The organism is Candidatus Halobonum tyrrellensis G22, assembly GCF_000495475.1.
In the GTDB taxonomy this organism is placed as follows: domain Archaea; phylum Halobacteriota; class Halobacteria; order Halobacteriales; family Haloferacaceae; genus Halobonum; species Halobonum tyrrellense.
In genome coordinates, this window is sequence record NZ_ASGZ01000008.1 from 43851 (window position 1) to 70131 (window position 26281).

The 26281-nt window shown below is 70.2% G+C and carries 30 protein-coding genes; 19 read left to right on the forward strand and 11 right to left on the reverse strand.

Annotated elements, in window-relative coordinates; all coding sequences use genetic code 11:
* Positions 1-20: 20 nt before the first annotated feature.
* Both K933_RS03220 and K933_RS03225 read right to left on the reverse strand, forming a co-directional pair.
* On the reverse strand, positions 21-545 hold the full coding sequence (locus tag K933_RS03220; protein WP_023393251.1) for a hypothetical protein: 525 nt from the start codon (positions 543-545) through the stop codon (positions 21-23).
* 67 nt (positions 546-612) lie between these two features.
* Entirely contained in the window at positions 613-1113 is a 501-nt protein-coding gene (locus K933_RS03225; RefSeq protein ID WP_023393252.1) for an ACT domain-containing protein, read from the reverse strand.
* 109 nt (positions 1114-1222) lie between these two features.
* Here K933_RS03225 and K933_RS03230 point away from each other — a divergent pair, with 109 nt between their 5' ends.
* Positions 1223-1969, forward strand: coding sequence for a hypothetical protein (locus K933_RS03230; RefSeq protein WP_023393253.1), 747 nt, complete (start codon positions 1223-1225; stop codon positions 1967-1969).
* A 79-nt stretch (positions 1970-2048) separates the two neighbouring features.
* Here K933_RS03230 and hisB read toward each other — a convergent pair whose 3' ends face one another.
* Positions 2049-2639 (reverse strand): imidazoleglycerol-phosphate dehydratase HisB, encoded by a 591-nt coding sequence (gene hisB / locus K933_RS03235; protein WP_023393254.1) that lies wholly within the window; start codon positions 2637-2639, stop codon positions 2049-2051.
* Positions 2640-2879: 240 nt separating this feature from the next.
* Here hisB and K933_RS18245 point away from each other — a divergent pair, with 240 nt between their 5' ends.
* Positions 2880-3032 (forward strand): hypothetical protein, encoded by a 153-nt coding sequence (locus K933_RS18245; protein WP_161631402.1) that lies wholly within the window; start codon positions 2880-2882, stop codon positions 3030-3032.
* 152 nt (positions 3033-3184) lie between these two features.
* On the opposite strand, the gene K933_RS03240 is transcribed toward K933_RS18245, so the two are convergent.
* Together K933_RS03240 and K933_RS03245 are read right to left on the reverse strand one after the other, a co-directional pair.
* Positions 3185-3895 (reverse strand): hypothetical protein, encoded by a 711-nt coding sequence (locus K933_RS03240; protein WP_023393255.1) that lies wholly within the window; start codon positions 3893-3895, stop codon positions 3185-3187.
* Positions 3896-3897: 2 nt separating this feature from the next.
* Positions 3898-4506: a DUF7344 domain-containing protein gene (locus K933_RS03245; protein WP_152529742.1), complete on the reverse strand. Its 609-nt coding sequence runs from the start codon at positions 4504-4506 to the stop codon at positions 3898-3900.
* Positions 4507-5149: 643 nt separating this feature from the next.
* Between K933_RS03245 and K933_RS03250 the strand changes: the two genes are divergently transcribed.
* The 3 genes from K933_RS03250 (at position 5150) to K933_RS03260 (ending at position 8155) form a co-directional block, all read left to right on the forward strand.
* Positions 5150-5611 carry a hypothetical protein gene (locus K933_RS03250; RefSeq protein ID WP_152529743.1) on the forward strand — a complete coding sequence of 154 codons (462 nt, stop codon included), beginning with the start codon at positions 5150-5152 and terminating at the stop codon, positions 5609-5611.
* A gap of 161 nt (positions 5612-5772) precedes the next feature.
* Positions 5773-6924, forward strand: coding sequence for a S26 family signal peptidase (locus K933_RS03255; protein ID WP_049947556.1), 1152 nt, complete (start codon positions 5773-5775; stop codon positions 6922-6924).
* A gap of 85 nt (positions 6925-7009) precedes the next feature.
* Entirely contained in the window at positions 7010-8155 is a 1146-nt protein-coding gene (locus K933_RS03260; protein WP_023393259.1) for a DUF5305 domain-containing protein, read from the forward strand.
* Positions 8156-8246: 91 nt separating this feature from the next.
* On the opposite strand, the gene hisA is transcribed toward K933_RS03260, so the two are convergent.
* Positions 8247-8987, reverse strand: coding sequence for a 1-(5-phosphoribosyl)-5-[(5-phosphoribosylamino)methylideneamino]imidazole-4-carboxamide isomerase (hisA, locus tag K933_RS03265; RefSeq protein WP_023393260.1), 741 nt, complete (start codon positions 8985-8987; stop codon positions 8247-8249).
* A 92-nt stretch (positions 8988-9079) separates the two neighbouring features.
* Here hisA and K933_RS03270 point away from each other — a divergent pair, with 92 nt between their 5' ends.
* From K933_RS03270 to K933_RS03285, 4 genes are all read left to right on the forward strand, one after another.
* A complete protein-coding gene (locus tag K933_RS03270; protein ID WP_080509182.1) occupies positions 9080-9646 on the forward strand; it encodes a TrkA C-terminal domain-containing protein in 567 nt (188 codons plus the stop codon).
* Positions 9646-10827, forward strand: a complete 1182-nt coding sequence (locus tag K933_RS03275; RefSeq protein ID WP_023393262.1) for a cation:proton antiporter — start codon at positions 9646-9648, stop codon at positions 10825-10827. Before K933_RS03270 ends, K933_RS03275 begins: the two co-directional genes overlap by 1 nt.
* A 172-nt stretch (positions 10828-10999) precedes the next feature.
* Positions 11000-11866, forward strand: a complete 867-nt coding sequence (locus K933_RS03280) for a CheF family chemotaxis protein (protein ID WP_023393263.1) — start codon at positions 11000-11002, stop codon at positions 11864-11866.
* Positions 11867-11907: 41 nt separating this feature from the next.
* On the forward strand, positions 11908-12507 hold the full coding sequence (locus tag K933_RS03285) for a GNAT family N-acetyltransferase (protein WP_023393264.1): 600 nt from the start codon (positions 11908-11910) through the stop codon (positions 12505-12507).
* A 114-nt stretch (positions 12508-12621) separates the two neighbouring features.
* Here K933_RS03285 and K933_RS03290 read toward each other — a convergent pair whose 3' ends face one another.
* Genes K933_RS03290 through K933_RS03310 form a run of 5 tightly spaced genes read right to left on the reverse strand, consistent with a single transcriptional unit; the run spans position 12622 to position 18882 of the window.
* A complete protein-coding gene (locus K933_RS03290; protein ID WP_023393265.1) occupies positions 12622-13503 on the reverse strand; it encodes a CheF family chemotaxis protein in 882 nt (293 codons plus the stop codon).
* Positions 13504-14724 (reverse strand): HEAT repeat domain-containing protein, encoded by a 1221-nt coding sequence (locus K933_RS03295; protein ID WP_023393266.1) that lies wholly within the window; start codon positions 14722-14724, stop codon positions 13504-13506.
* Positions 14725-14735: 11 nt separating this feature from the next.
* Positions 14736-15560 (reverse strand): CheR family methyltransferase, encoded by an 825-nt coding sequence (locus K933_RS03300; protein ID WP_023393267.1) that lies wholly within the window; start codon positions 15558-15560, stop codon positions 14736-14738.
* Positions 15557-17839, reverse strand: coding sequence for a chemotaxis protein CheA (locus K933_RS03305; protein WP_023393268.1), 2283 nt, complete (start codon positions 17837-17839; stop codon positions 15557-15559). Before K933_RS03305 ends, K933_RS03300 begins: the two co-directional genes overlap by 4 nt.
* Positions 17839-18882, reverse strand: a complete 1044-nt coding sequence (locus K933_RS03310; RefSeq protein WP_023393269.1) for a protein-glutamate methylesterase/protein-glutamine glutaminase — start codon at positions 18880-18882, stop codon at positions 17839-17841. Before K933_RS03310 ends, K933_RS03305 begins: the two co-directional genes overlap by 1 nt.
* Before the next feature lie 148 nt (positions 18883-19030).
* On the opposite strand from K933_RS03310, the gene K933_RS03315 reads away from it, so the two are divergent.
* From K933_RS03315 to K933_RS03355, 10 genes are all read left to right on the forward strand, one after another.
* Positions 19031-19489 (forward strand): chemotaxis protein CheW, encoded by a 459-nt coding sequence (locus K933_RS03315; RefSeq protein ID WP_023393270.1) that lies wholly within the window; start codon positions 19031-19033, stop codon positions 19487-19489.
* Between the two features lie 126 nt (positions 19490-19615).
* Entirely contained in the window at positions 19616-20311 is a 696-nt protein-coding gene (locus K933_RS03320) for an RAD55 family ATPase (RefSeq protein ID WP_023393271.1), read from the forward strand.
* A complete protein-coding gene (locus tag K933_RS03325; protein WP_023393272.1) occupies positions 20311-20751 on the forward strand; it encodes a hypothetical protein in 441 nt (146 codons plus the stop codon). Before K933_RS03320 ends, K933_RS03325 begins: the two co-directional genes overlap by 1 nt.
* Before the next feature lie 72 nt (positions 20752-20823).
* Positions 20824-21456 (forward strand): RAD55 family ATPase, encoded by a 633-nt coding sequence (locus tag K933_RS03330; RefSeq protein WP_049947557.1) that lies wholly within the window; start codon positions 20824-20826, stop codon positions 21454-21456.
* A gap of 435 nt (positions 21457-21891) precedes the next feature.
* Complete coding sequence (locus K933_RS03335; RefSeq protein WP_049947558.1) at positions 21892-22164, forward strand: ribbon-helix-helix domain-containing protein; 273 nt, start codon at positions 21892-21894, stop codon at positions 22162-22164.
* Positions 22165-23218: 1054 nt separating this feature from the next.
* On the forward strand, positions 23219-23551 hold the full coding sequence (locus K933_RS03340) for a DUF5783 family protein (RefSeq protein WP_049947567.1): 333 nt from the start codon (positions 23219-23221) through the stop codon (positions 23549-23551).
* Between the two features lie 44 nt (positions 23552-23595).
* The gene (locus tag K933_RS03345) at positions 23596-23979 is read left to right on the forward strand and encodes a NifU family protein (RefSeq protein WP_023393276.1); all 384 of its coding nucleotides are present in this window, start codon (positions 23596-23598) and stop codon (positions 23977-23979) included.
* 231 nt (positions 23980-24210) lie between these two features.
* Positions 24211-25470, forward strand: a complete 1260-nt coding sequence (locus K933_RS03350; protein WP_023393277.1) for an ABC transporter substrate-binding protein — start codon at positions 24211-24213, stop codon at positions 25468-25470.
* 105 nt (positions 25471-25575) lie between these two features.
* The gene (locus K933_RS18580; protein ID WP_200862279.1) at positions 25576-25731 is read left to right on the forward strand and encodes a hypothetical protein; all 156 of its coding nucleotides are present in this window, start codon (positions 25576-25578) and stop codon (positions 25729-25731) included.
* Between the two features lie 77 nt (positions 25732-25808).
* Positions 25809-26132: an amphi-Trp domain-containing protein gene (locus K933_RS03355; RefSeq protein WP_023393278.1), complete on the forward strand. Its 324-nt coding sequence runs from the start codon at positions 25809-25811 to the stop codon at positions 26130-26132.
* Positions 26133-26281 lie beyond the last annotated feature (149 nt).

The window sequence follows — 26281 nt, forward strand, 5'->3', positions numbered from 1 at the left end:
CCGCGACAAAGGGTGACGGGTTACGCGTCGCCGTCCGCGCTCGGGTCGCCCGTCTCGGACGGGTCCGCGGGTTCGTCCGGCGCCGCGGCCGCGTCCCGCCCGCGGGCGCCCGTCTCCGGGTCGGCGACGAACAGGAGGAGGAAGGCGACCACGCCCAGCAGTTCCGTGCCGAACGCGACCAGCGCCGGCGGGTCGGCGACGAGGTGGGCGGCTATCTCGGCGACCGGGTTCGCCACGTCGTGTGCCGGCACCAGGCCGCCGTGGTCGGTGAGGTGCCACCAGACGTAGCCGACCAAGTACGTGCCCATGACGCCCGCGCCCAGCGAGTAGAGCCGGCGGTCGCGGGCGCCGTACAGCACCGCGGCGGCGACGCCGAGCAACAGGAGCGCGGAGGGGACGAACAGGTACGGCCGGGGGTCGCGAACGGAGAGGATGGGGAGGTACACCGCGAGATCCGGCACGCCCTCGATCAGGTGGATCGCGGCGCTCGCGGCGGCCGCCTGCACGCCGAGCACGCGCGTCACCGTCGCCGCGGCGTCGTCCATGCCGGCGGTGGGGAACGGACGGCCAAGAGCGCCCCGGTTCCCGCCCGGCGTTCGACGCGCGAACCAGTCAGAACTCCAGCCGCCGGACGTACGGCACCTGACGGATCTCCACGAGCACGTCGCCCGGCACCTCGCCGTCGGTGATGATGTACATCTTGGCCTCGTCGGCGAACTCCGGGTCCTCCGTGAGCACCTGCCGGAGCGAGACGCCCGCGTCGGCGAGGATGCCCGTGATCTCGGCGACGATACCCGGCTCGTCCGGTTCGCCCACCTCGACGGTGAGCACCGTGAGGTCGAGCACCGGCGCGAGGTCCATCAGGCTCGGGATCGACGTGATGTTCCGGAAGACGCGCCGGAGTTCGTCGTCCGCGAGGATCGCGTCGGTGGTCGCGTCGACCACCCGGCGGTCGACGTCCACCTCGCGCGCGATGCCCGTGTCCGGGATCTCGATGCCGCCCGAGACCACCCGCCCGGCGTCGTTCACGGAGAAGCCGCGTTCGAGCAGCAGCCGGATGACCGCCTGCTGGCTCGGCGACCCCTCGAACTTCCCGATGATCTCGTCGAACATATCGAATCCCGCGGCGGGAGTCCGCTTCGGTCTTGCGGTCACGCTCCCCGAGGCGGCCGCTCGTGGCGGCTCCGCCGCCCCGCGCCGACGGCCGAGGGCAGAAAGAGCCATGAGTCGGGCGGCCGACGGGGCGGGCGTGCGCGAACTCGACTGCGACTTCTGCGGCGCGACGGCGGCCGGGGCGTACGAGGTGCTCCCCGCGTCGCTCGACCCGGCGCCCGACGAACAGGTCCGCGTGGTGCTGTGCGGTGACTGCCGCGAGACGCTCGACGGCGTGGTGGCCCCACTGCTCGCCCGCCTCGGCGGGACCGGCGACGGCGCCGCCGACGGCGGGTCGGTCGCCGCCGGGCCGCCCGCGGGGGCGTCGGCGTCGTCCGCCTCCGGACCCAGTGGATCCGGGGGAGGGTCCGCGCCAGCCTCCGCTCGCGAGTCCGGGTCGGAGTCCGACGCCCGCGCCGACACCGACTACGACGCGCAGGCGGACGCCCGCTCGGGGGGTCCCGACTCGCCCTCCGACGACGCGGTGATCATCGACGCCAGCAAGCGCGGTCCCGACGCGGAGGCGGCGGACGAGTCCGACGACGCCGACGCCGGCGACGGGTCGACCGGCGCGGACGCCAAGGGGGAGGACGGCTCGCCGACCGACGCGAACACGGACCCCTCGGAGGAACCCGAGGGGTTCCGACAGGTGATGCGCCTGCTCGGCAACCGGGAGTTCCCGGTCGACCGTGCGGAGGTGGTCGACCTGGCGGGGAGCGCGTACGACCTCGACCGCTCCGAGAGCGACCGGGTCATCGACTACGCCGTCGACAACGACGTGCTCGAAGAGGACGACGGCGAGTTGCGGAAGACGTAGCCGGCGGACGGCCGCCCCCGCCGCCGGCCCGCTCGGGGTCCGCCGTGTTCCGGCGCGCGGGCCGGTCGCACCCCCCGGCTCAGAGGTCGCCCTTCGTGCTCGGCGTGTCGCTCCGCCGCTCGTCGAGGCGGGTGGCGTCGTCGAGCGCGCGCGCGAGCGCCTTGAACAGCGCCTCCACCTCGTGGTGGGCGTTCTCGCCGCGTTCGACCTCGGCGTGCAGCGTCAGCCCGGCGTTCATCGCCAGCGAGTAGGCGAAGTGCCGCGCCATGTCGCTCGTGAACCCGCCCACCCGCGCCTGCGAGAACTCGCCGTCGAAGCCGACGTACGGCCGGCCGGCCACGTCGACGACGACGCCCGCCACCGCCTCGTCGAGCGGGACGCGCCGGTCGGCGTACCGCCGGATGCCGCGCTTGTCGCCGAGCGCCTCGTCGAACGCCTCCCCGAGGACGATGGCGACGTCCTCGACGGTGTGGTGGTCGTCTATCTCGGTGTCGCCGTCACACCGCACCGTCAGGTCGAACAGGCCGTGTTTGGCGAACGACGCGAGCATGTGGTCGAAGAAGCCGATCCCCGTCTCCACCTCGCCGTCGCCGTCGCCGTCGATCGAAAGCGTGAGTTCGATCTCCGTCTCCGCCGTCTCGCGCGTGACGGCGGCGGTCCGGTCGCTCATGGGTCGTACGACACCGGGCCGGGGCAAGACCGTTGCGGGTCGGTGACGGCGGTACGGGTCGACGCAAGTCGGTGGCGATCGGCGCAGGGCGGTCTGGGTCGGTGTGAGTCGACGGAGCCGGCGGTCGGGGGCGGGTCCACGTCGGCCCCGAACGTTATCCGGTGTGACCCCGGGCGGACGGGCGTCATACGGCCGTCTGCCTTGCTTTCAAGGTCTCGGGTGCGGTCTCAACGTGACGCGATGCGCTCAGAACTCCCGGCGATGCTCGCGTTCGCGGGTGGGTCGCTGTCACTGTCGTCGGCGACGCTGGTCGGTCTCGTGGCCGGCATGGCGCTGATGGCCCTCGCGAACACGCTCGCCGTCGCGTTCCTCTCGCACCACCTGGGCGCGTGAGGGGACGCGGATCCGGGCACGCCGCCGGTCCGGTCGGGGACCGGCGGGCGGTACAGCACGGCGCCGGAGGGGCCGTACGTCTCCGGCGTGGGAACCACTACTCCGTCGTCTCCTCGAGCGGTCCAACGACCACCGTCGCGTCCGTCGCCGTCTCACCCGCCGATCCCGCACGGCACCGGTCGCGCGAGGTCGATCGTCGTTCCGTTGCCGACGGCGTGGACCCGCACTCGGCCGTCACAGGTCGCGTGAGCGACGCGGACCGTCCACGTGTCGCCCGCGGCCAGCGTCGCGGTCCACGTCCGACCGTCGTCCGTCGCGTTCGCGACGGACGGGGTGGTCGTCCCCGCCGGCGTCGCGTTCCCGGCGGTTCCAGTCGTACTCCCGTTCGCGGCCCCCGCGCCGCTCGGCGTCGCGTTCGCGCTCCCGTTCACGCCACCGGTTCCGTCCGTCGCCGTCCCGTTCGCGGGTCCGTTCGGGGTCGTCTCGGGTGTCCCGTTCGGAGTCGCCTCGGGTGTCCCGTTCGGAGTCGCCTCGGGTGTCCCGTTCGGAGTCGCCTCGGCCGTCCCATTTGGGGTCGCCTCGGGTGTCCCGTTCGGGGCGCCGTCCGCGCCGGTCACCGTGACGGTCACCGTGACGGGCGTCCCGCCCGGGATCCGGTTGGTGACCGAGAGCGCGAACCCCGACCCGGCGACGGCGGCGTCGTCGAACCCCAAGCCGACGTACGCCGCCCGGTCGGGAGCGACGGAGACGGTCATCGACCGCTCGACCGACGCCGAGCCGAACCCGCCGGTCCCAACCACCGTCGCGGCGGCGAGTACACACAGTGCGGCGAGGACGACCGTTCGGCGGGCGGACCGTCCCATCGTCAGTCCCGGAGTTCCGGCGGCGGTCCCTCGGTCCCGAGACGCATCCCGTACCGCGAGTGGTACGCGAACGCCGCCGAGGAGACGAGGAAGACGACGACGATGAACAACGTCCACTCGGCGGCGCTCACCGCCGACACGAGCGGGAGGTGCAGTTTGACGGCGGTGGCGAGTAGCGCCGCCCCGCCCGACAACGAGAGGAAGTACAGCCCCCAGGGGATGTCGCGTTCGTCCACCGTCTCGAGGTAGATGTCCACCTCGTCGACCCCGTCGGTGAGCCGCACCTCGCCGGCGCGCTGGTCGTAGTCGACGACGTCGGCGTCGTCGAGTTTCGGCAGGTGGAACTGGTAGAGCGACGTGTGGACGTTCTTCCGGTCGGCGTACGACAGCGCCTCCGGGTCGGTGCCGTTCTCCCACGCCGCCACCTGCCGGGACAGTTCCGACAGTTCGACCGTCTCGCCCTCCTCCATCTGCTTGAGGCGGTGGAGGACGAACCGCCGCCGACGGTTGCTCAGCAGCTCGAACAGTTCGTCCCGGCCGGGCTCGGTCGTGTCCGTGGCCCCGCTCTCCAAGTCGGCCCCGGGCGACCGACGAGCTCCCTTAGAACTCATCTCAGTGACAGATGAACGTGGGATAGCGGTCGTATAACTGTTGGGGTAGTTACTAGTTCTCTACATTGGACCTACCCGACGTTCTCGGAGTTGGGTGGCCGCAGTACTGCGATTCGAATAATAGGAACGCGCATAGAAATATATTAACATAATCGAGATGCAAAATAATGAACGCCGACCCCGTACCGTTCGGCTGCCGCGTCGGTGGGCCGGGCGCCCCGTCGGTTCACCCCGTTCGCGGGTGGACCGATTCGGTACGCCGCGTCGATGCGCCCCGTACGGGACGCTCCGGGAGTGTTACTGTCCCACTAGGGGGTCGTTACCGTGTCGTACGGGTCGGTTGTGAGACCGCTCCGCTCCGACAGCGTCCGCGCTGGGGGGCGATTGCCGGACCGCTCCGGTGCCGTTGGAGTTGCTCATGGCTGTTGACAACTACTGGGGTGTGGCTCCACGGGACGAGTGAGGCGGCCGACCCAACGGGTCGGGCGTCACACCAACTATGGAACGACGCAAATTCGTGGTCGGACTCGGATCGCTCGCCGCCGGCGGGGCGGCTGCAATGGGTACTGGTGCGTTCGGGAGTGTTGAGTCAACCCGAACGGTCAACGTTGAACTGAGTGGTGACCAGAGCGCGTATCTCGGATTGGACCAAACGTCTCGGTACGCGTCGGTCAACGATAACGGTCTACTCACGCTCGAATTCAACGGCAACGGCACCGGCGGCAGTGGCTTGAACATGGACGCCGTATCCACCTTCCCCGGTGTGTTCGAGATGGTGAATAACGGCCCGAACAACCTCGACATCACCATCGACAAGGAGGGGCTGGCTTACCCCGACAGGTGGCAGTTCGTCTCGAAGGAAGAGTACGAGGAGTACAGCGGCAACTACCCCGAGGACAACTGGTACCCCTCGTGGGACGAGTACGGGGGGTACGAGAGTACCAATGCGAGCGGAGGCGGCCTCGCTTCGGGTAACTCCACGCAGGTGAGCGTGATGATCGACACCCGGGGCATCACTGACGAGACACTCGACATCGGAGGGACCATTCGGATCGCGGTCACGGACGTGGACGGGCCGTACGGGTCTAATTCTGGCAGCTCGTAACACGCTCGGACGAGTTCGCCGTCCCGGCCTCCTCCTATCTTATCTCGGAACTGCGAAATGATCGCTACTCAATTTGAGGTCACGGAACCGACCTCAAATGTCCCGTCGATCGTCCGAACCTTCCGTATAACTAACCGACTCTACCGTCTCCCCGACCCACTGTGAACCCGAAGCGGTGGTGTACAGTTGGGGTTGAACTCGCGGTAGCAGTAGTCGTACTCTCTCTCGTTGTGGGTTCGCTACTCGGTCAACCGGTGTTACTCAGCTACGTCGAGACTGGAAGCATGTCGCCCACGCTGGACCCCGGCGATGGCTTCGTCGCCGTCCCCGCTCAACTCGCCGGCCCCGTCGAGGAGGGCGACGTGGTCACCTTCCGGGCGGAGGAACTCCACGACGGCAGCCTCACCACCCACCGCGTCGTCGGTGAGACCGACCGAGGCTTCGTCACCAGGGGCGACGCCAACCCGTTCACCGACCAAGACGGCGAGGAACCCCCGGTGAAGCGTGCGCAGGTCGTCGCCGTCGCGTGGGCGCCCGGGGGGGACGTGCTCGTGATACCGGGCGTCGGCGCCGTCGTCACCGGGACGCAGTCGGCGCTCCGGGCGGTGCAGGTCAGACTGTCGACGCTCCTCGGCACCCGGTCGCTCTTCGGGGTACAGGGACTGGCGTACCTGCTGTTCGGCGCGTCCGTGGTCTGGTACCTCCTCGCCGAACGCGGCGCGGACGACCGGCGGCGCGAGCGGTCGCGCGAACGCGAGTCGGGGGTCGACGCCCGCCTGTTCGCGGCGGGGTTCGCGCTGTTGCTGGTGGTCGGCGCGACGGCGGCGATGGTCGCGCCCGCGGGCACCCAGACGTTCGGCGTCGTCAGCGCCGAGTCGGACTCGCCCGGCCTCGGCGTCATCGAACGGGGCGGGAGCGAGTCGGCGGCGTACTCCGTACGAAACGGCGGCGTCCTCCCGGTGGTGGTCTACCTCGACCCGGCGAGCGAGGGGGTGGCGGTCGACCCGGCGACGCTCTCCGTCCCGCCGCGAACCACGGTGAACGCCACGCTCACCCTCTCGGCGCCGCCCGAGACGGGCTACTACCGGCGGTTCCTGACCGAACACCGCTACCTCGCGCTCCTCCCCCGGTCACAGATCGCCGCCCTCTACCGCCTCCACCCGTGGGCGCCGGTCGTCGCCATCGACGCGCTGCTCGGCGTCCCGTTCTACCTACTCGGCGTCGTTCTCCTGGGAACCGGCCGCGTCCGATTCCGCTCGCGCGAGCGTAGCCTCCCGCTGTCCGTCCGCGTGCGCCGCCTCCTCAGGCGGTAACGTCACATTACCCGACGAAACTGGTGCCGGACCGGAGTATCACCGAAATAACCATATTCCCCTGCCCGAACCCGCGGACGACTCGATGTCCGACTGGAACCTCCGTGCGCGCGCACTGGTCGACGAGTACTTCGGCGTCGTCGCCGCCCTACTCGTCGTCCTCGTCCTGGTCGGGGGGGCGGCGAGCTACACCGCCTACGCCGCGCCGTCCCGAACCACGGAGGAGCGAGTCGTCTCCTCGTGGCGCGCCACCGGCGCGTTCTCCCACGGCGCGAACGTGACCGAGGAGAACCCCGTCTTCCCCGCGGGCGAACGGGTCGAGAACCGGAGCGTCTACTTCACGCGCGTCTCGCCGGTGCTCTCGGGGGAGTACGTCGTCTCGTACACGGGCGCCGATCGGGGGAACCTCACCGCCTCGGTCCACCTCGCGCTCGTCCACCGGGCGGTGTCGAGCGACGGGACCGTCTACTGGGAGACGCGGGAGTCGCTCGCCGACCGCCGCGTCGGGTCGCTCGACCCCGGCGAACGCGTCGCCGTCCCGTACGCGGTTGACGTCCCGCGGGCCACGAACCGGACGGCGGCCATCTCGACGCGGTTGGGGGGGTCGCCGGGAGAGCCCCGAACGCTCGTCGTCGCCACGGTCCGTCTCGACGGCCGGGTCGACGGCCGGCGGGTCGACCGAACGCTCGACGGGACGCTCACCGTCTCGTCTGGCGGCGACACCTACCGGGCCGACGCGTCCGAACCCGCCGTCGCGCGGGTCGAACGGACCGAGACGGTCGCCGTCCCCGCGGCGGTCGGCCCGGTGCGACGCGTGGGGGGGCCGCTGCTCGTACTGTTCGCCGCGGGCGGACTGGTCGGACTCGCGGCGGCTCGTTCCCGCGGGACCGTCCCGCTCACCGACGACGAGCGGGCGTACCTCTCGTACCGCGCGGACCGGGCGGACTTCGACGAGTGGGTCAGTACCGCGTCGCTCCCCGCCGAGGCGTTCGACCGTCCGCGGGTCGAAGTCGACTCGCTCGCGGACCTCGTGGACGTCGCTATCGACACCGACGGCCGGGTGCTCGCCACCCCCGACGGGAGCGGCTACTACCTCGTCGTCGACGGCTTCCTGTACGCGTACGACCCCCCCGAGCGTCCGGACGAGGCGGGGGTGGCGGAGGCGACGACCGCCGACCGCGACGGGGACGACCACGGAGACGAGGACGACTCGCCGACCGACGGAGTGTGACCCGCTTCGACCGGGCCGCCACCGTCACCCGGCGGCGTCGTGGATCGTCGCCCTCGCCCGCCCGCGCGACGACGTACCGCGCCGCCCCGGGTCAGACCGACATGGCCTCCCGGAGCGTGAACTCCCCCTCGTACAGCGCCGTCCCCACGACGACGGCCGCCGCGCCGGCTTCGCGGAGCGTCCGCACGTCGTCGAGCGACGCGACCCCGCCGGAGGCGACCACCGGGATGTCCACCGCGTCGACCACGCGCTCGACCAGTTCGCGGTTCACGCCCTCCAGTTGCCCCTCGCGGTCGACGTCGGTGAACAGGACCGACCCGGCGCCCAACTCCTCGTAGCGCTCGGCCGCCTCCGCGGGGTTGAGCCCGGTCGACTCGGTCCACCCCGAGACGACGACCTCCCCCGCCTTCGCGTCGAGACTCACCATCACGCTCCCGGGTTGCTTCTCGGAGATATCCGCGACGATGTCGGGGTTCTCGACGGCGGCGGTGCCGAGGATCACCCGGTCGACGCCGTGGTCGAGCAGCCAGAGCGCGTCGGCGGGCGTCCGGACGCCGCCGCCGACCTGGACGGCCACCCGGTCGCCGACCGCGTCGACCACCGCCTCCAGGGCGGGCGCGTTCGCGCGTTCGCCCGCGAACGCGCCGTCCAGGTCGACCAGGTGGAGCGTCTCCGCCCCCTCGTCGACCCAGCGCTCGGCCGCCTCGACCGGGTCGCCGTACCGCGACTCGGTGTCGGGGTCGCCACCGACCAACTGGACGGTCTCGCCCTCCTTGACATCGACCGCCGGGACCACCTCGAACTCGGGGAACTGCGACTGCGTGTCCGTCATGCCCGGAGCGTGGACCCCGGGCGGGTAAACGTTCGCGGCTCCGGCGCACACGCAGACTTATGCGGGTCGCCCCACTCGACGCGCACGACTCCATGACCGTCTACGAGTCGGACCTCCCCGGGGTGGGCAAGAAACACGAGATCGACCTCGGCGACGGGACCCGGCTGGTCGTCGTGACCCACAACACGGGCAAACGCGAGGTGTTCCGCCGCGCGGACGCCGACGCGGACGCGGAGAAACTGTTCGAGTTGGGCGACGACCTCGCGCGGACCGTCGGCACGGTGCTCGAGGGGGCGTACTTCCAGCCCGTCCGGAGCGCGGGGATGGAGACGGTGCTCGGCGGCGACACGCTGCTGGAGTGGTTCGCGGTCCCCGACGGCGCGACGCTCGCCGACACCACGCTCCGCGAGGCGGGCGTGCGCGAGCGGACCGGCGCGTCGGTGATCGCGGTCGAACACGGCGAGGAGGTGACGGGCAACCCCCACCCGGAGGACGAGGTGCACGCGGGCGATACGGTCGTCGTCGTCGGCACCCGCCAGCAGGTCGACGCGTTCGAGGCGGCGTTTCTGCGCGCCGACGGTGCGGCCGGCGAGGGAGGCGGAGCCGACCACTCCGCCGACGGTGACGCGACCGACCCGGACTCCGACGCGGACGCCTGATGGCGGCGGAGAACGGCCTGCTCGCGCTCGGCGTCCTGTTCGGGGTCGTCGCCGCGGCGGGGGCGGTCGGCCGGCGGACGGGCGTGCCCGCGGTCCCGCTGTACGTCCTCGGCGGGGTGGTCGTCGGCCCGTACGTCGCGGGCGCGGCCGGGCTCCCGTACGTCTCGGACTCCGAGACGGTCACGGTGCTCGCGGAGGTGGGCGTGGTCCTGCTGCTGTTCTTTCTGGGCTTGGAGTTCAGCCTCGACCGCCTGCTCGCGGCGCGGCGGCGGCTCTCGGCGGCGGCGGGCGTCGACCTGCTGGTCAACTTCCCGCTCGGCGTCGCGCTCGGTCTCCTGTTCGGCTGGGGTCCCGTCGGCGCGTTCCTCCTCGGGGGCGTGGTGTACGTCTCCTCGTCGGCGGTGATCACCAAGTCGCTGGTCGACCTGGGGTGGATCGCCGACCCGGAAGCGGAGCCGGTCCTCGGGACGCTGGTCGCGGAGGACCTCGTCGTGGCCGTCTACCTCGCGCTCGCGTCCGCGCTGGTGCTCGGCGGCGACCCGGCGAGCGCGGCGGTCCGGGTGGGGGTCGCGCTCGCGTTCCTGGTCGTGGTCGCGGCGCTCGCGCAGTTCGGCGCCCGGCCGCTCGCGCGCGCGCTCGACGGTAGCGACGAGGACCTCGTGCTCCGGACGATGGCGCTCGCGCTCGTGGTCGCGGGGCTGGCGCTCGCGGTCGGCGCCAGCGAGGGGGTCGCGGGGTTCTTCGTCGGCGTCGGCGTCGGCGCGACGCCGCTGCACGACCGTGTCGCCGAGACGCTCGCGCCCGTCCGCGACGCCGTCGCCGCGGTGTTCTTCGCGTGGGTCGGTCTCCGCACCGACCCCGCGCTCGTCGTCGCCGTCGCCGGTCCGCTCGCGGTCGCCGCGGTGGTGACCGGCCCCGCGAAGGTGCTCAGCGGCGCGGTCGGCGGCCGGCTGTACGACCTCCCGCGGCGGCGCTCGCTCCGGACGGGGCTGGCGCTCGTCGCCCGCGGGGAGTTCTCGCTGGTGATCGCGGCGCTGGCGGCCGCCTCGCCCGACCCGCGGGTCGCGGCCACCCTGCCCGCGTTCGCGGTGGGCTACGTGCTGGTGATGGCGCTCGCGGGCACGCTCGCCATGAGCGAGGCGGCGCGAATCGAGCGACTGCTCGGCGTCGGCGCGGACTGACCCCGCGGCCGGCGGACGACTCGACCGCCGACCGCTCCCGACGGTACCCGCGGGCGCCGACGGGTCGCGGCGTCCGACGGCAGGTCGCTGGGTTCGTTTCGTCGCGCCCGCCGTTATCATCGTCGAAACGGGGCGCGAAACGGTCAAGTAACGAGGGTCGCTTCGAGGGAGTATGACCGAATCGGTCGTCGCCGACTTCGTCGGGCGGTTCGTCCCGCCCGGTGGCGGGAACGAGCCGTCGAGCGGGCGGATCGTTCTCAGCCAGCGACGGCTCGTCCTCGCGGCCGACGACGACCGCGTGACGATCCCCCTCTCGGCGGTGTTCGACGTGACGGTAAAACAGGTCCCCCCACAGGTCACGGGCTACTTCAACGACACCGTCACCGTCGCCTACCGCGACGACGACACGCGGCGGCTCGTCGCCATCGAGGGGTCGAACGACAACATCGACCGGTTCGTGACGGTGCTGTTCAAGGTGCTGCTCAACGGCACCACCGTCAGGCTCCACCACCCCGCGAAGGTCGGCGGCCGCGTCACCGACGCGACCACGTCGCAGGCGACGCTCTCGCTGTCGATGGGTTCGATCGCGTTCGACCGCGACGACGAAACCGTCTCGGTCGACCTCGACGACGTCATCGCCGTCGAACGCGAGGAGCGCGACTTCGGCAACGGCGCGCGGCCGGTCGTCTCGTTCCGCCACGTCGCCGACGGGCGCGCCGTCACCTCGGAGGTCGGGCTGCCCTCGGGGCGGAAGACCAACCTGCTCGGCCGGTACATCCGGCTGCGCTACGCCGACGCCAAGGCGGAACTCGAGGAGTTCGACCCGAACGAGGCCGAACTGGAGGTGCTGGTCGCGCTCTACACCGCCGGGAGCGACGTGTCGCTGCCGGCCGTCGTCGACATCGACCCTCAGCGGCTGACGATGCTGCTCAACGGGTTGGCCGACGAGGGCGTCGTCGTCGACACCGTCGACGGCACCGAACTCACCCCGAAAGGGCGGATCGTCGTGGGTCAGCGGCTCGAATCCGTCAACACCTGACGCGGCACGCGACTTTTCACGGCTCCGTCCGACGTGAGCGCGTGACACGCTCCATCCGTCCAGTCGAATCCGGAGACGCCCCCGATATCGTCGACATCTACGCGCCGTTCGTGACCGACTCGTGGGTCTCGTTCGCGGAGACGCCGCCCGATGCCGCCGACGTTCGCGAGCGTATCGCCGAGACGACCGAGCGGTTCCCGTGGCCCGTCTGCGCGCGCGACGACGGGTCGGTCTGCGGGTACGCGTACGCGCACGTCTACCGCGGCCGGGGCGCGTACCGCTGGTCGGTCGAGAGTTCGGTCTACGTCGCCGAGGACGCCCGCCGCGCGGGCGTCGCCACGGCGCTGTACGAGTCGCTGTTCGCGCTGCTCCGCCTCCAGGGGTTCGTGAACGCCTACGCCGTGACCGCGCTCCCCAACCCCGCGAGCACGGGCTTTCACGACGCGATGGGGTTCGAGCCGGTGGGGACGCACGAGCGGGCGGGGTACAAACTCGGCGCGTGGCGCGACGTGCGGTGGTGGCACCGGTCGCTCGGCGACCACCCCGCCGACCCCGACCCGCCCGCCGACGCCGCGGCGCTCCGCGGCACCGACGAGTGGACCGCCGCGACGGCGACCGGCGAGGCGTCACTCGACGGGTAGTCGGCTCCCGTAGTTGCGGGGTAGTACCTACGTAGCGACCGGTCCGAGGCTACTCACTCCGAGAGCGGCGACCAGAGAACTCGCCGCACGGCCGGAGTGGCTGCTTCCGGCCGCTCACTGCTCGTTCATCGCTTCGCTCGCGATGTTGCGCCCGCGGGGTTTCAGGCTCACCTCGCGTCGCAGCCGCACCTCCTCGAGGACTTCGAGTTCGACCAGCCGTTCGAACGTCTCCTCGACCCGGTCGACGTCCATCCCGAGGAAGTTGGGCACCTCGAACGACGAGACGCCCGAGTACAGCGCCATCAGCACCTCGCGTTCGGACTCCGAGAGATCGATCGACCCCTCGTTTTTCGACTGGCCCTGTTCGAGAAACGACTTCATCACCGCGACGTGCCACGGCTCCCCCGAGAGGTACGTCCGCACGCTCGTCCCCTCGTCGTCGGTGTGTTCAGCCTCGATGATCTGGCGCTTCTCGTCGAAGACGGTGCGCTCGGACTCCTCGATGGTGCCGATGTCGTCGAGTTCCAACCGGACGAACCCGCCGCTCTGCTGGGCGACGCTGATCCCGTCGGCCTCTACCTTCAGCCGGGCCTTCTCCCACGAGGTGTCCTGGACGACGCCGCCCGCGACCGCAGGGTGACACGCGAACACCACCTGCCGGTCGAGGAAGGCGCTGTAGAGGTCGGTCCGGAACTCCTCGTGGTCCTCGGCGGCGACGAGGTAGACGTCCTCGCCGATCCGGAGGCTCACGTAGTTCGAGACGCGCTGGACCGACTGGTTCGTGTCGTACCGGCCGCCGAGCCCGTCCACCTTCGACAGCGGGATGGTCCGCTTGCCGTCGTTGCCGACGAACACCAGCCGCTTGTTCGAGAGGACGACCCGCCCGGCCGCCCACGAGACGTCGTTGAGCGAGCGGCCCCCCTTGACCGCCTGCGTGAACCGCCCGCGCGTGTCGGCCACCTTGTACTCGTCGCCGCCCGCGTCCTTTCCCTGCATCTACCGCACCCCCCCGAGCTTCGACAGCGCGGCGAACGCCCGCTTGCGCACCTGCTTGTCGGGGTCGCCGTCGGTGAGCCGGTCGAGCACCTCGCGGGCGCGGTCGCCGCCCACGTCGCCGAGCGCGTACGTCGCGCGGGCGCGCGAGTCGACCGGCGCGTCGTCGTCTCGCACGAGTTCGATCAGCGCCGACTCCACGTTGTGCCCCTCCAGCCCGGTGATGCTCGTCGCGGCGAACTGCGCGGTCATGCGGTCGTCGTCCGACAGCGCGCCGACGAGCGCGTCGACCGCCTCGTCGGGCGGGTGGTCGCTGGTCACGCGCCCGAGGAACCAGACGGCGTTGCGCCGCTGGCGCGACTGGTCCGCCTCCGCGAGAATCTCCACGAGCGGCCCGACGACCGTCGAGTCGTCGGCCTCGCGGAGTTCGGAGACGACCGCCTCCCGGACCGCGTGGCTCTGGTCGGTCGGCGCGTTCGCCAGCAGTTCGATGATCGAAAACACCGCGGCGCGCCGGACCGTGTCGTGTTCGTCGCCGAGCGCGGCTGCGAGCCGCGGCACCGGCTCCGCGCTGTCGGCGTTGCCGAGCGCGCTCGCGGCCAGCCGGCGGATCGACGGGTTGTCGTCGTCGAGCAGGTCCACCAGCGCCGCGAGCGCGGCGTCGGTGGCGATGGTGCCGAGCGCGTCGGCCGCCGCGGTCTTGACCCCGCCGTGGTCGTCGGCCAACTGCGCCCGGAGCCGGCTGACCGGCCGCGGGTCGCCGATCCGGCCGAGCGCGTGACACGTCCGTTCGCGCACCCGCGGGTCGTCGTCCGAGAGCGTCTCGACCAGCGGGCCGACCGCCTCGGCGTCGCCGATCCCCCCGAGCGCGTTCGCGGCCGCCATCCGGAGTTCCGGCATCGACGCCGACAGCGCCTCCGTGAACGCCCCCACCGCGACCCACTCGGCGGCGTCGGGTTCGATATCGGTCTCGGCGGCGAGCAGGCGTTCGAGCGCGTCCGGCCCGATTTCGTCCAGCCCGTCGATCGCCGCCGCGCGGACGCCCTCGTCGTCGTCCTCGGTCGCGAGCGCCACGAGCGTCTCGACCACCGCCTCGTCGTCCGGGTCGGCCACCTGGCCGACGACTTTCGCCGCCCGACCGCGGACCGCGGGGCTCTCGCTCTCGCGCGCGCGTGCGAGGAGTTCGTCCGTCTCGTTGTTTCGTGCGAGCGTGTACAGCGACATCGTCCTCCCCTCTAGTCCGCCCCGACGTAGCGGTAGATCCGGCTGCGTTTGGCCACCGGTTCGAACGCGCCCCGACAGCCCGGCGGAACGGTCTCGGTCTTCCCGACGACGAGGTAGCCACCCTCCCCGAGTGACGCGGTCAGCGTCTCGAACAGCGGCTCCTTGTACGCGCCGTCGATGTAGATGAGGAGGTTCCGACAGAACAGCAGGTCGACGTCCGACTTGGGTCCGTCGCGGATCAGGTCGTGCGTCTCGAACGTGACCCGCTGCTTGATCCGGTCGCGGACGCGGAACCGGGTGCCGTCCTCCTCGACGTACGGCTCGTACTCCGAGAGCGGGCCGAGTTCCGCGCCGATGTCGGTCGTCCGGGTCGTCTCGTAGACGCCCGCCCGCGCCGCCGCGATGGCGGGTTCGCTGATGTCCGTCGCCAGGATGTCGACCCGGCGCTCGGTCACCTCGTCGTCGTCGGCCGCGAGCATCGCCAGCGAGTACGGCTCCCGGCCGTCCGAGCAGGGGGCGCTCCACGCGTTGACCCGGCGGCGCTCGGTCGACAGTTCCCGCAACACCGGCCGGAGGTCCGCCCACATGTCGGGGTCGCGGAAGAAGCCGGTGACGTTGACCGTGAGCGCGTCCAACAGCGCCTCGCGCTCGTCGTCGTCGTCGCGGAGCACCCCGAGGTACTCGTCGTGGTCGGCCGCGTCCCGGCGCTGCATCCGCGCGGCGATCCGCCGTCCGAGGTACGCCTCGTTGTAGTAGCCCGGCTCGAACGGCACCGCGTCCTCGACGAACGCGATGACCCGTTCGAGCCCGTCGTCGCCGGCGCGGCTCCGGCTCATCGGCGCCCCCCGAGCGTCTCCACGTCGAGGATCGACACCACGTCGCCGTCGCCGAGCACCGCCGTCCCCGAGAGGCCGGGCGTCCCCGAGAGCACACCCTCCAGCGGCTTCACCACGACCTCCTCCTGGTGGAGCACCTCGTCGCAGTGGAGCGCGACCGAGCGCTTCGTCTCGTGGATCCGCAGCAGCATCCCCGGCCCGCCGGTTCCGCGACCGGCCGTCTCGTCGCCGCCGGCCGTCTCACCGCTGGCGGCCGTTCCGTCGCCGTCAGCCGTCTCACCGCTGGCGGCCGTTCCGTCGCCGTCAGCCGTTTCCCCCCCGTCGGACAGGGCGGGCGTCGAGACGCCGCCGCGGTCGTGGAGCACCGACGAGAGGCGGACGACCGGGTAGATGTCGTCGTCGTGCCGCACCACCTCGTCGCCGTGGACGGTGTCGACGGCGTCCGCCCGGGACACCTCCGCGATGTTCTTGATCGGGACGCCGTACTCGACGCCGTCGACGCGGACGAACATCACCCGGACGATGGCCACGGTGACGGGCAGTCGGATCTCGAAGCGCGTCCCCTCGCCGGGTGTGGAGTCGAGCGTGACCGTCCCGTCGAGTTCCTTCACCGTCGTCCGCACCACGTCCATCCCGACGCCGCGACCCGAGACGTCGGTCACCTCGTCGTTGGTCGAGAAGCCGGGGTGGAACACGAGTTCGCGCGCCTCGGCGTCGGTCATCGCCTCCACCTCCGCGGGCGTCTTGGCGCCCTTCTCGACCGCCTTCTCGCGGATAGCGTCGGCGTCGATGCCGCCGCCGTCGTCCTCGACGACGATGGTGACGTGGTCGCGCTCGCGGGTCGCGCGGAGTTCGATCGACCCCTCGGGCGGCTTGCCCGCCGCCTCGCGCTCCTCGGCCGACTCGATGCCGTGGTCGACCGCGTTCCGCAGGATGTGCACCAGCGGGTCGCGGATCTCCGTGAGGATCGTCCGGTCGAGTTCGATGTCGCGGCCGTCGATGTCGAACGACACCGACTTCCCCTGCTCGCGGGAGAGGTCACGCACCAGCCGCGGGAACGTGTCCACGACCGCCGACAGCGGGATCAGCCGCATGTCCATCACCGTGTTCTGGAGGTTCGACGATATCTTGTCGAGTTCGTCGAGGTTGCCCGAGTCGACGTCGGCCTCCTCCATCTCCCGGCGGAGTTTGATCCGGCTGGTCACCAACTGCTCGACCAGCCCGTACAGGTCGTCGAGCCGTTCGACGTCGACCCGGATCGACGAGATGGTGTCCGACGACGACCCCGAGTTGGACCCGGAGTCGGATGCCGACGCCGCGTCGTCGTCCCCGGTCTCCGTCTCGTCGCCCGCGTCGTCGCCCGCGTTGGCACCCCCCTCGTCGCCCGCGTCTGTCGCGTCGTTCGCCTCGACCGCGTCGTCGCCGTCCGCGCCCGCCGCGTCGCCGGGCGCGGGGTCGACCGCCCGCACCTCGACCGAGTCGGTCTGTCTGACCGCGTCGAGACCCGCCGCCACCGCCTCGCCCGACTCGGCGACGACGTAGCAGTCGAACGAGCCGTCGAACGCGCCGTCCTCGACCGCCTCCCGGTCGGGGTCGGTCGCGACCCCCGCGAACGCATCGTCGGCCGCGTCGAGCACGAAGATGGCGTCGACGCCCGGCATCTCCGTCTCCGCGAGCGTCACCGTCGCGCGGTAGACGCCCTCGCTCTCGCCCGGCGTCAGGCCGTGGTCGAAGCCGTCGGCGGCCGGCGCGTCCGTCGCCGCCGCGTCGTCGGCGTCGTCGGCGTCGTCCGAGTCGGTGTCCGTGTCGTCGGCGTCCGTGTCGTCGGCGTCGTCCGCACCGGCAGCCCCGCCGTCGTCGGCGTCGGCGGTGACGCCGGCCACCTCCTCGGCCGACACCGACCCGCTCTCGGCGAGCGACCGGAGCGCGTCGGCCAACTCGCCCGTCTCGACGGTCGCCTCGCCCGTGTCGTCGATCTGGCCGAGCATCTCGTCGAGGCTGTCGACCGCCTCGAACAGCAGGTCCATCAGGTCGCCCGACACCGCGATGTCGCCGTCGCGCACCTCGTCGAGCAGGTCCTCCATCGCGTGCGCCAGCCCGGAGAACTCGCCGAACCCCATCGCGGCGGCGTTCCCCTTCAGGGTGTGGGCGGTCCGAAACACGCTGTCCATCGCCGCCCCGTCGTCGGGGTCGGATTCGAGCGCCAGCAGCGCGTTGTTGAGGTCGGTGATCCCCTCCTCGCTCTCGCGGACGAACGCGCGGACGTGCGCGTCGGACATCACGGGGCCCCCCGGACGATGCCGCCGGCGACGTCCGCCAACGGGAGCACCGCGCCGACGCGGCCCGTCGCGGCCGCGCGCTTGGGCATCCCGTACACCACGGACGTCTCCTCGTCCTGTGCGACGACGAACCCGCCGGCGTCGGCGATGGCGTTGACGCCGTCGGAGCCGTCGTCGCCCATTCCGGTCAGCACCACGCCGACCAGCGGGTCGTCGACCTCGCGGGCGGCCGACTCCATCGTCACGTTGACCGACGGGCGGACGTTCTGTCCGCGGTCCTCGTCGACGAGTCGGACCCGGAGCCGACCGTCCCGGTAGTTCGACACCTCCATGTGGAGCCCGCCGCGGGCGACGAGCACCTCGCCGCGGCCGACCCGAGCGCCGTCGGTCGCCTCGCGCACGTCGAGTCCGCAGGCGGCGTCGAGGCGGGCGGCGAACCGGCCCGTGAACGCCTCGGGCATGTGCTGGACCACCAGCACCCGGATGTCGGCGTCGGGCGGCAGGTCGCACAGCACCCGCTCGACCGCGTCGGGACCGCCGGTCGACGACCCGATGACGACCGTCGTGTTGGGCGCGACGTCGGCCGCCGTCGACGCCGACCCAGCGGCCACCTCGGCGGGCCGCTCGCCGGCCCCCGAGAGGTCCGCGCCCGCGACCGACCGGACCGTCTCCACCAACTGCGATTCGAGCCGCGAGACGCCCATCGACACCTCGCCGCCGGGTTTCGCGAAGAAGTCGACCGCGCCCGCGTCGAGCGCCGCGAACGTCTCCTCGGCGCCCTCGTCGGTGTACGCCGACAGCATGAGTACCGGCGTCGGTCGCTCGGCCATCAGCCGCTCGACCGCCTCGATGCCGTTCATCCGCGGCATCTCCACGTCCATCGTCACGACGTCGGGGTCCGTCTCGGCGACGACCCGCACCGCCTCCTCGCCGTCGGCGGCCTCGGCGACCACCTCGACCCCGCCGGATTCGAGGATGTCGGTGATGAGTCCGCGCATGAACCGCGAGTCGTCCACGACGACCGTCCGTGGTCCGCCGTGCACGCTCACGTCCGCCCCCCGACGCCCGGCCCCGTGGCGTGTCTGGTCATGGACGCTCGTATCCACAGACGGCTAATCAAGCCACGGTCCCGAATATCGGCGGTGATATCACGAGGCGCACGATTAAGGAGGGGGACGGTCGCCTACGTGTATGGCGAGCAGTCAAAGTCACGGCGGACCCGCGGCCGAGGCGGCCGACGCCGACGAGTTGACACAGGTGCTGGAGTTCGGACTCGGCGAGGAGACGTACTGTCTCGACATCGCCTACATCGACGAGATCGTCGACGCGACCGACCTGACGGCGATCCCGAACTCGCCGCGGCACGTCGAGGGCGTGATGGACCTCCGGGGGAAGACGACCACGATCATCGACCCGAAGGTGTTCCTCGGCGTGGCCGAACAGGGCGCGCGCGAACGGATCATCGTCTTCGACCCCGCCGAGACGGGCGACGGCGGCACCGTCGGCTGGGTCGTCGACGAGGTGTTCCAGGTCCGCGACGTCACCCCCGACCAGGTGGACGACACCACGGTCAACGCCGACGAGTCCATCCGCGGCATCGTCAAGGACGACGACCGGTTCGTCGTCTGGGTCGAACCGCGGACCGAGTGAGCGACCGCCCGCCGCGCCCGCGCGGCGGGCGAGTCATCGTCGGGTCGCCGACGAGCCAACCGCTAAAATATCCAATCTGATACGTAGGCACGAACCGTTATACGACGGTCGTGGCTGGGGACACCCATGAGCGTACCGAGCGGCGTGGAGGGGTTCGACCGGGTGGTCGACGGGGGGCTCCCCGAGGGACGGCTGTACGTCGTCTGTGGCCCGCCGGGCAGCGGGAAGACGACGTTCTCCGCGCAGTTCATCGCCGCCGGTGCGACCGCCGACGAGCGGTGTCTGTTCATCAGCATGCACGAGAGCCGCGACGACATCGCTCGCGACATGGCGGGCTACGAGTTCGGGTTCGACGACGCGCTCGACTCCGGGCGGGTGACGTTCCTCGACGCGTTCTCGTCGGACGGCCAGCGCTTCTTCGGCATGCCCGGCGACCGCCGCGACACGGGCAGCATCACCAACCGCATCACCTCGTTCGTCGACTCACGGGACGTCGACCGGGTGGTCATCGACTCCACGATGCTGTTGCGCTACTTCACCGACGACGACGACGGCACGATGATCCGGTTTCTCTCGGCGCTCAAGCGGACGGACGCGACCACGTTCCTCATCTCCGAGATGACCGACCCCAGGGCGTACGCCGACGAACACTACCTCGCACACGGCGTCGTGTTCTTCCACAACTACATGGACGACGGCGAGATGCGCCGCGGCGTCCAGGTGGTGAAGATGCGCGGGAGGGACGTCGACACCGACATCCACGACCTGCGGTTCACCCCGGCGGGCCTCGTCGTCGACGCGCCGGAGACGGCGGCCCGGTGATGTACGAGGAGCGACTCGGGACCGACTGGACCGACATCTCGGACGACGAGGCCATCGACCGCGCGTTCGCGCTCGGGGTGGCGGCCGCGTTCGGCCACGAGGACCGCGTCGAGTTCGACCGCCTCCGGACGGCGCTCGACACCGCCTACGACCGGAGCATCATCGACTTGGCGTACGAGGAGGGTCGCGGGAAGGCCGAGGGGTTGCGCCGCGACGCCGACAGCGAGACCGACATCTGGGAGCACCTCGTCGGCGTGTCGGACGGGCGACCGACCGACCGAGGGGGCGACCCGGACACGGGGTCGGAGGACGGACCCGGCCCCGCCGGCGGGCGCCCGTCGCTGCTCGACCGGGCGGGTCTCTTGGAGGGCGGCGAGGAGATGGGGGCGCTCGGCCGACCGCCGTTGCTCGACCCGACCGACCGCGAGGACGACGAGTGACCTCCCCGAGTTCGACGGGGGGGACGGGCTTCATGGACAAAGGTTTTGACAGTTCGTTGCCTCCGTGCGGGTATGTCGGAGGAGTCCCCGCTGCCCCTCGATAACCCACCCGAGGGGCGGAGCGTTCTCGTCGCCGGCCCTCCGATGACCGGGAAGTACGACCTGATGTTCCGGCTGCTCGCGGACGCCGCCGACCGCGGGATCGTCATCACGACGGGCGACCCGGCGGAGACGGTGAGCGCCGACTTCGCCGAGGCCGCGGGCGTCCCCGCCGACGAGGTGGGCGTCGTCGACTGCGTCTCGAGACAGCAGGGGCTGTCCGTCGAGGACACCGAGCGGGTTCGGTACGTCTCCTCGCCCAAGAACATCACCGAGATCGGGATGAAGTTCACCGACCTCTTCGAGGTGTTCCGCGAGTACGACGAGCCGGTGGCGGTCGGACTCCACTCGCTGTCACAACTGCTGATGTTTCTCGACGCGCAGGACGTCTACCAGTTCGTCCAGGTGTTGACCTCCCAAGCCGAGAGCGAGGGGTGGTTCACGGTGGCGGTCATCGGGTCGACGATACACGACGAGCGCACGCTCCACACGATGTACGAGCCGTTCGACACCGTGATCAACACCCGCGAGAACGAGGAGGACGGCACGCGCGAACTCCGCGTCCGCGACCGGTCGCAGTCCTCGTCGACGTGGACCCCCTTCTGAACCCGTACCCCTAGCTCCGTCCGTCCGGCGGACCGAACGTCTCCCACCCCCCAGCGACCCGGTTCGCGAGCGCCGACGGGACGGCTACCGCGCGGCCACGACGAAGATGGCGTCCACCCGCGCCGCGAACCGTTCGGTGCCCGTCCCCGACCAAGACGCCGCCGACTCCCGAGACCCGACAGTGGCTCGCACCCACGCCGGAGCGACGCGTATCGCGGCGTTCAGTCGCTCCGGGTCGGCCGCCTCGTGTCGTCGGTCACGTTCGCCGCCGTCACCGAAGCGTCACCTCTGCGACCGCGGGCAACCTCCGGCCGGAGAGTGCATCGAGCCGCGGGAGGGCGGAAAGTGAGACTAGCTCGCTCAATGGACGAGTTTCGATCCGGTCACATTGGTGTCGGAGAAACGGTTTTGACGCTACGGCTGTAATACAGATGTATGTCTAATACGGATACGGAGAACGGAGACGAGCCGGAGAAGCCGAACATCAACGTCCGATTGACCCGGACCTTCCTCGACGACATCGACACGACGTGGAAAGAAGAGGGATACAACAGCCGAAGCGAGTTCATCCGCGACGCGGTTCGTGACGCGGTCAAGCATCCTGACCTGACGCGCGAGAGTTGGAAGGAGATCGCCGCGGTCGAACACGCGCGCCGCACCGGAGACAGCGAGACGTTCGACCGGGACGAGATCCTCGGCGATGAGTGACGGGGAGGAATGGACGTGGTAGTTTCGAGCGCCCGCGAAGCGAACCTACGACAAACTCGACGACCACGCCCGGACTCGGATCACCGACAAACTGGACGAGATCGTACACGACCAGTGGCGCGACCCTGACGACTATCTCGAGCCGTTGACTGGCGCCCCTCTCGAAACTCCGCATCGGACAGTTCCGTCTCGGAGCGCTCTGTGACCACGACGAGCGGGTTCTCGACATCTATACGATCGAACGACGAGGCGGCGCGTACAAGCCTGGAGACGACTAACTACCGGAGATGCGGCTCATGACGCTGTGAGTGGCAGCACTGATAGAGGGCTAAGAAATGCGAGTCTCCTCTTCCGCCATCCAGCAGAAGACGAGACTGCTATTCCCAATGCCTAGTCGTACTCCTCGATCCTAAAAGGGCGACTCCGAACAACACCGCATTACTCCCTGTGGAAACTCGTATACTTTGTGACACTGTCGACCGGTGCCGATAGCAACTATCGGATACACTGGATCTATCATAGGCTCAATTCCACGTCACGGTTAGAAAACAATTAGCTGCGCCGACGATAGAGTACGAGAACGAGTCCGATAATCCCCCCACCGATACAGAGTGCTGATAGAGCGTTGATCCCGGAACTGAAGGCGTCTTCACAATCCACAGCTATCGATGGATCATCGTCGTACTCTGCGTGGCATTCTTGCACCTGTCGTTGGTTCCAAAACCCAATTACTCCTCCCACGAGAATCAGCCCGAGAAGGAGAATCACGTTCATATTATCCAAGAACCGTGAGCCGACCATGCTCTCAGAGCGTATCTAAAGTAAAAGTACTTTGTGCGTCGACAGGTCGTAACTAGTACCGGCCGGACACCGTTCATTCTACTCAGTTCGCCGTTCAGATTCCGTGATGAGTGTTGACCTACTAGAGTTCGTCCACGCAGCCCCTCTATGCAGGCTGTAGTCCCCTCTTCCAATGGCGGGCGATTCGTATCGCGAGGATCGGTTTATCGACCGGACCGCCGCGTTTACCTCGCTGCCCACGAACCCCGAGCCGATGGTCGAGTTCGACCCCGAGAAGTTCGACGACAAGTACGCCCACTACTTCGCCGAACTCCAGCGGGCGTACAAGAACGCCTTCGAGGAGATGAACGACGCGTACGACTCCGAACTGGTCCACGCGATCGACCAGCAGGTGCTCAACGAGTCGGAGCCGTTCTACGACGAGGAACGCGGGTTCCGGGTCGAGCTACCGGAGAACCCGGCCGACCGGCTGACCGCCGTCGTCGTCGACGACGAGAAGCTCGCGGCGACGCTCGACGAGTACGTCGAGACGATCGAACGACAGCTGTACGACGCGTTCGACGTCGACCCGCCGGCCGAGGACTGAGCCGAGCACAAGGCATAAACCCGCCTACTGCCAACGAACGTGTAATGAGCACCGACTCTCAGGAGGCGGACGACGACCTGCGCGAACGGGTCACGAACTTCCTGCGGCGGAACTTCCCGCAGATCCAGATGCACGGCGGGAGCGCGGCCATCCAGCACCTCGACCGCGAGTCGGGCGAGATCCACATCGCGCTCGGCGGCGCGTGTTCGGGCTGCGGCATCTCGCCGATGACGATCCAGGCGATCAAGTCGCGGATGACCAAGGAGATCCCCGAGATCACCGAGGTCCACGCCGACACCGGCATGGGGTCGGGCGCGGACGGCGACCTCGGCGGGATGGGCCACTCGGGCGGCGACGGCATGTCGCCCTCCTTCCCCGGCGAGGGCGGCGACGGCGAGGAGGACGAGGGCCCGCAGGCCCCCTTCTGAGGCGACGCGCCGCTCGACGCCCCGATTTCTCCCGCTTTTCGCGCTCGTAGAGCCACAGCACCGCCGTTCTCGTCCGCCGCTCACGTCACCCGGGTCGCCGTCGTTCGCGTACCGTAAATCGAATACCGCGATACGAAACCGGCGATCTCCCGTCGCCACCGAACGGTCGCCGCCGATGTCCGCCGTTCGTCGACCGGAACTACTATCGCGGATTAGGCCGGCCTAAGATACATGCCAACCGACGGTGAGGACGACGCGGGACCGACGCGGCGCGAGTACGTGAAGTACGGCGGCGCGGTCGTCGGCGCGGGACTGTTCGCCGGCTGTTCGAGCGACGCCGGCGGGTCGTCGACCCCGACCGACGCCGGGGCGACGGCGACGCCGACCGAAACGGACACCGCGACCGGGACGACGGCGTCGACCGGGACCGAGACGGCCGACGGCGGGTCGTACTCGGTGACGATGTCGCCGATGGGGACGGTCGAGTTCGACGGCGTCCCGGAGACCGTACTCGCGGGCGGGACGAACTACATGGATGCGGCGGCGGCGGTCGGCCACGGCGACGCACTCGAGTCGGCCACCCACCCCACGTACGCCGTCCCGTCGCTGGAGTACTACTACGGGGCGCTCGACGTTCCGACCGACTGGATCGACTTCACGGACGCCGGCGGGTACAACAAGGAGACGCTGTACGAACTCGACAGCGACGTCCACTTCGTCGACCCGGTGTACCTCTCGACGGTCGACGGGTGGGGCGAGTCCGACGTCCGGGAAGTCGAGGAGAACGTGGGGCCGCTGTTCGGCAACATGTACAGCCGGAAACACCGCCAGCCGCCCGAGTCGTACGACGGCTCCTACGAATACTACACGGTCTGGGAGATGGCCGAGACGTACGCCGAACTGTTCCGCGAGACGGAGCGGTTCGCACAGTTACACCGGGTGCGCGAGGACCTCGTGAGCCACGTCGAGTCGAACCTCCCGCCGGAGGGCGAGCGGCCGCGGGCCGCGATGGTGTACCCCCGGGTCTCGGAGAACTCCTTTTACGTCCACAAACTCAACCAGCCGGGCTACTTCTTCGCGCACACCCGGCCGCTGGGCGCCGTCGACGTGTTCGCGGACATCGAGACCGACGAGTACGGCGGCAAACTCGTCGACTACGAGGCGATGCTCGAAACCGACCCGGACGTCATCGTCATGAACCACGGCATCTCCGGCTACTACGACGTCCCCGAGGTGAAGGCGGCCGTCGCCGACCACAGCGTCGGGTCGGAGCTGGCGGCCGTCGAAAACGACCGCTTCTACGCCTCGGGCAACCCGCGGCAGGGCCCGGTGATGAGCCTGTTCCAGTTGGAGATGACCGCCAAGCAGTTCTACCCCGAGCGGTTCGGCGAGTGGCCGGGCTACGCCGCCGACGGCTACCCGGAGATCCCCGAGGAGGAGCGACTGTTCGACCGGGAGCGGCTCGCGGCCGTCGTCGCGGGCGACGCCTGAGACGCTCCGACGACGTTCCCGCCGTCCCTCGCTCCCGCTCACGACGGCAACGTCCGCTCGGAACCGCCGGGAGGTTGAACATCCGGGCCAGCCGGCTCCCCGGAGATGGTCGACCCGGCCGACGCCGTCAGCGTCGCGGTGGCGGTGGAGTTCGTCGTGATGGCTTCGATACTGCTCCTCGTGGTCCCGTTCCGGGTCGCGGCGCCGCTCGTCCCGCTCCTGTTGGCGTTTCTGGTCGCGCTCCACCTGTACCGCTCGTGACCCGGACCGTTCCCGACCGCACCTCCCCACCCGACCGACCGAAAGGGATAGCACGGTTCGGGTCTTCCCCGCTGCCGATGGACGACACGACAGACGCGGCCGACTCTGCGGACGCGGAGGAGACGGGCGAGACGGAACGGACGGTCATCCGCGGCGGCCGCGACTTCGAGACGGAGTACCGACTCGGCGCGGAGGAGACGGGGGAGTTCCTGATCGCCCTCGGCGAACAGCTCCGCGACGACGACGAACTCACCATCGTCGGCGACGACTGGGAGCTCCCGTTCGCGTTCGGCGAACCCGCGGGGGTCGAGATCGAGTTCGAGGGGGTCGGCGAGCGGGAACTGGAGATCGAGATCGAACTCCCCGGCCGGAGCGAGGAGTCCGGCCCGACGGTGGAGTAGGCCGAGCCGAACCGATTCGGTTCGAATCGAGCCGATCCCGAAAACGACCGGGGGTTCGGGAGGGCTGTCGGCCCACCGCGGCCGGCCCGGCCGTCCCCGGGTCGTAGCGGGTAACTATCTATGTCCCTCCCGGCGGCCTACCCACCGCA

What these genes read in the sequence shown, in the direction of transcription:
- K933_RS03220 (WP_023393251.1), bottom strand. Translation starts at nt 545, where the DNA reads ATGGACGACGCCGCGGCGACGGTGACGCGCGTGCTCGGCGTGCAGGCG.
- K933_RS03225 (WP_023393252.1), bottom strand. Translation starts at nt 1,113, where the DNA reads ATGTTCGACGAGATCATCGGGAAGTTCGAGGGGTCGCCGAGCCAGCAG.
- K933_RS03230 (WP_023393253.1), top strand. Translation starts at nt 1,223, where the DNA reads ATGAGTCGGGCGGCCGACGGGGCGGGCGTGCGCGAACTCGACTGCGAC.
- hisB (WP_023393254.1), bottom strand. Translation starts at nt 2,639, where the DNA reads ATGAGCGACCGGACCGCCGCCGTCACGCGCGAGACGGCGGAGACGGAG.
- K933_RS18245 (WP_161631402.1), top strand. Translation starts at nt 2,880, where the DNA reads ATGCGCTCAGAACTCCCGGCGATGCTCGCGTTCGCGGGTGGGTCGCTG.
- K933_RS03240 (WP_023393255.1), bottom strand. Translation starts at nt 3,895, where the DNA reads ATGGGACGGTCCGCCCGCCGAACGGTCGTCCTCGCCGCACTGTGTGTA.
- K933_RS03245 (WP_152529742.1), bottom strand. Translation starts at nt 4,506, where the DNA reads ATGAGTTCTAAGGGAGCTCGTCGGTCGCCCGGGGCCGACTTGGAGAGC.
- K933_RS03260 (WP_023393259.1), top strand. Translation starts at nt 7,010, where the DNA reads ATGTCCGACTGGAACCTCCGTGCGCGCGCACTGGTCGACGAGTACTTC.
- hisA (WP_023393260.1), bottom strand. Translation starts at nt 8,987, where the DNA reads ATGACGGACACGCAGTCGCAGTTCCCCGAGTTCGAGGTGGTCCCGGCG.
- K933_RS03270 (WP_080509182.1), top strand. Translation starts at nt 9,080, where the DNA reads ATGACCGTCTACGAGTCGGACCTCCCCGGGGTGGGCAAGAAACACGAG.
- K933_RS03275 (WP_023393262.1), top strand. Translation starts at nt 9,646, where the DNA reads ATGGCGGCGGAGAACGGCCTGCTCGCGCTCGGCGTCCTGTTCGGGGTC.
- K933_RS03280 (WP_023393263.1), top strand. Translation starts at nt 11,000, where the DNA reads ATGACCGAATCGGTCGTCGCCGACTTCGTCGGGCGGTTCGTCCCGCCC.
- K933_RS03290 (WP_023393265.1), bottom strand. Translation starts at nt 13,503, where the DNA reads ATGCAGGGAAAGGACGCGGGCGGCGACGAGTACAAGGTGGCCGACACG.
- K933_RS03295 (WP_023393266.1), bottom strand. Translation starts at nt 14,724, where the DNA reads ATGTCGCTGTACACGCTCGCACGAAACAACGAGACGGACGAACTCCTC.
- K933_RS03300 (WP_023393267.1), bottom strand. Translation starts at nt 15,560, where the DNA reads ATGAGCCGGAGCCGCGCCGGCGACGACGGGCTCGAACGGGTCATCGCG.
- K933_RS03305 (WP_023393268.1), bottom strand. Translation starts at nt 17,839, where the DNA reads ATGTCCGACGCGCACGTCCGCGCGTTCGTCCGCGAGAGCGAGGAGGGG.
- K933_RS03315 (WP_023393270.1), top strand. Translation starts at nt 19,031, where the DNA reads ATGGCGAGCAGTCAAAGTCACGGCGGACCCGCGGCCGAGGCGGCCGAC.
- K933_RS03320 (WP_023393271.1), top strand. Translation starts at nt 19,616, where the DNA reads ATGAGCGTACCGAGCGGCGTGGAGGGGTTCGACCGGGTGGTCGACGGG.
- K933_RS03325 (WP_023393272.1), top strand. Translation starts at nt 20,311, where the DNA reads ATGTACGAGGAGCGACTCGGGACCGACTGGACCGACATCTCGGACGAC.
- K933_RS03330 (WP_049947557.1), top strand. Translation starts at nt 20,824, where the DNA reads ATGTCGGAGGAGTCCCCGCTGCCCCTCGATAACCCACCCGAGGGGCGG.
- K933_RS03335 (WP_049947558.1), top strand. Translation starts at nt 21,892, where the DNA reads ATGTCTAATACGGATACGGAGAACGGAGACGAGCCGGAGAAGCCGAAC.
- K933_RS03340 (WP_049947567.1), top strand. Translation starts at nt 23,219, where the DNA reads ATGGTCGAGTTCGACCCCGAGAAGTTCGACGACAAGTACGCCCACTAC.
- K933_RS03345 (WP_023393276.1), top strand. Translation starts at nt 23,596, where the DNA reads ATGAGCACCGACTCTCAGGAGGCGGACGACGACCTGCGCGAACGGGTC.
- K933_RS03350 (WP_023393277.1), top strand. Translation starts at nt 24,211, where the DNA reads ATGCCAACCGACGGTGAGGACGACGCGGGACCGACGCGGCGCGAGTAC.
- K933_RS18580 (WP_200862279.1), top strand. Translation starts at nt 25,576, where the DNA reads ATGGTCGACCCGGCCGACGCCGTCAGCGTCGCGGTGGCGGTGGAGTTC.
- K933_RS03355 (WP_023393278.1), top strand. Translation starts at nt 25,809, where the DNA reads ATGGACGACACGACAGACGCGGCCGACTCTGCGGACGCGGAGGAGACG.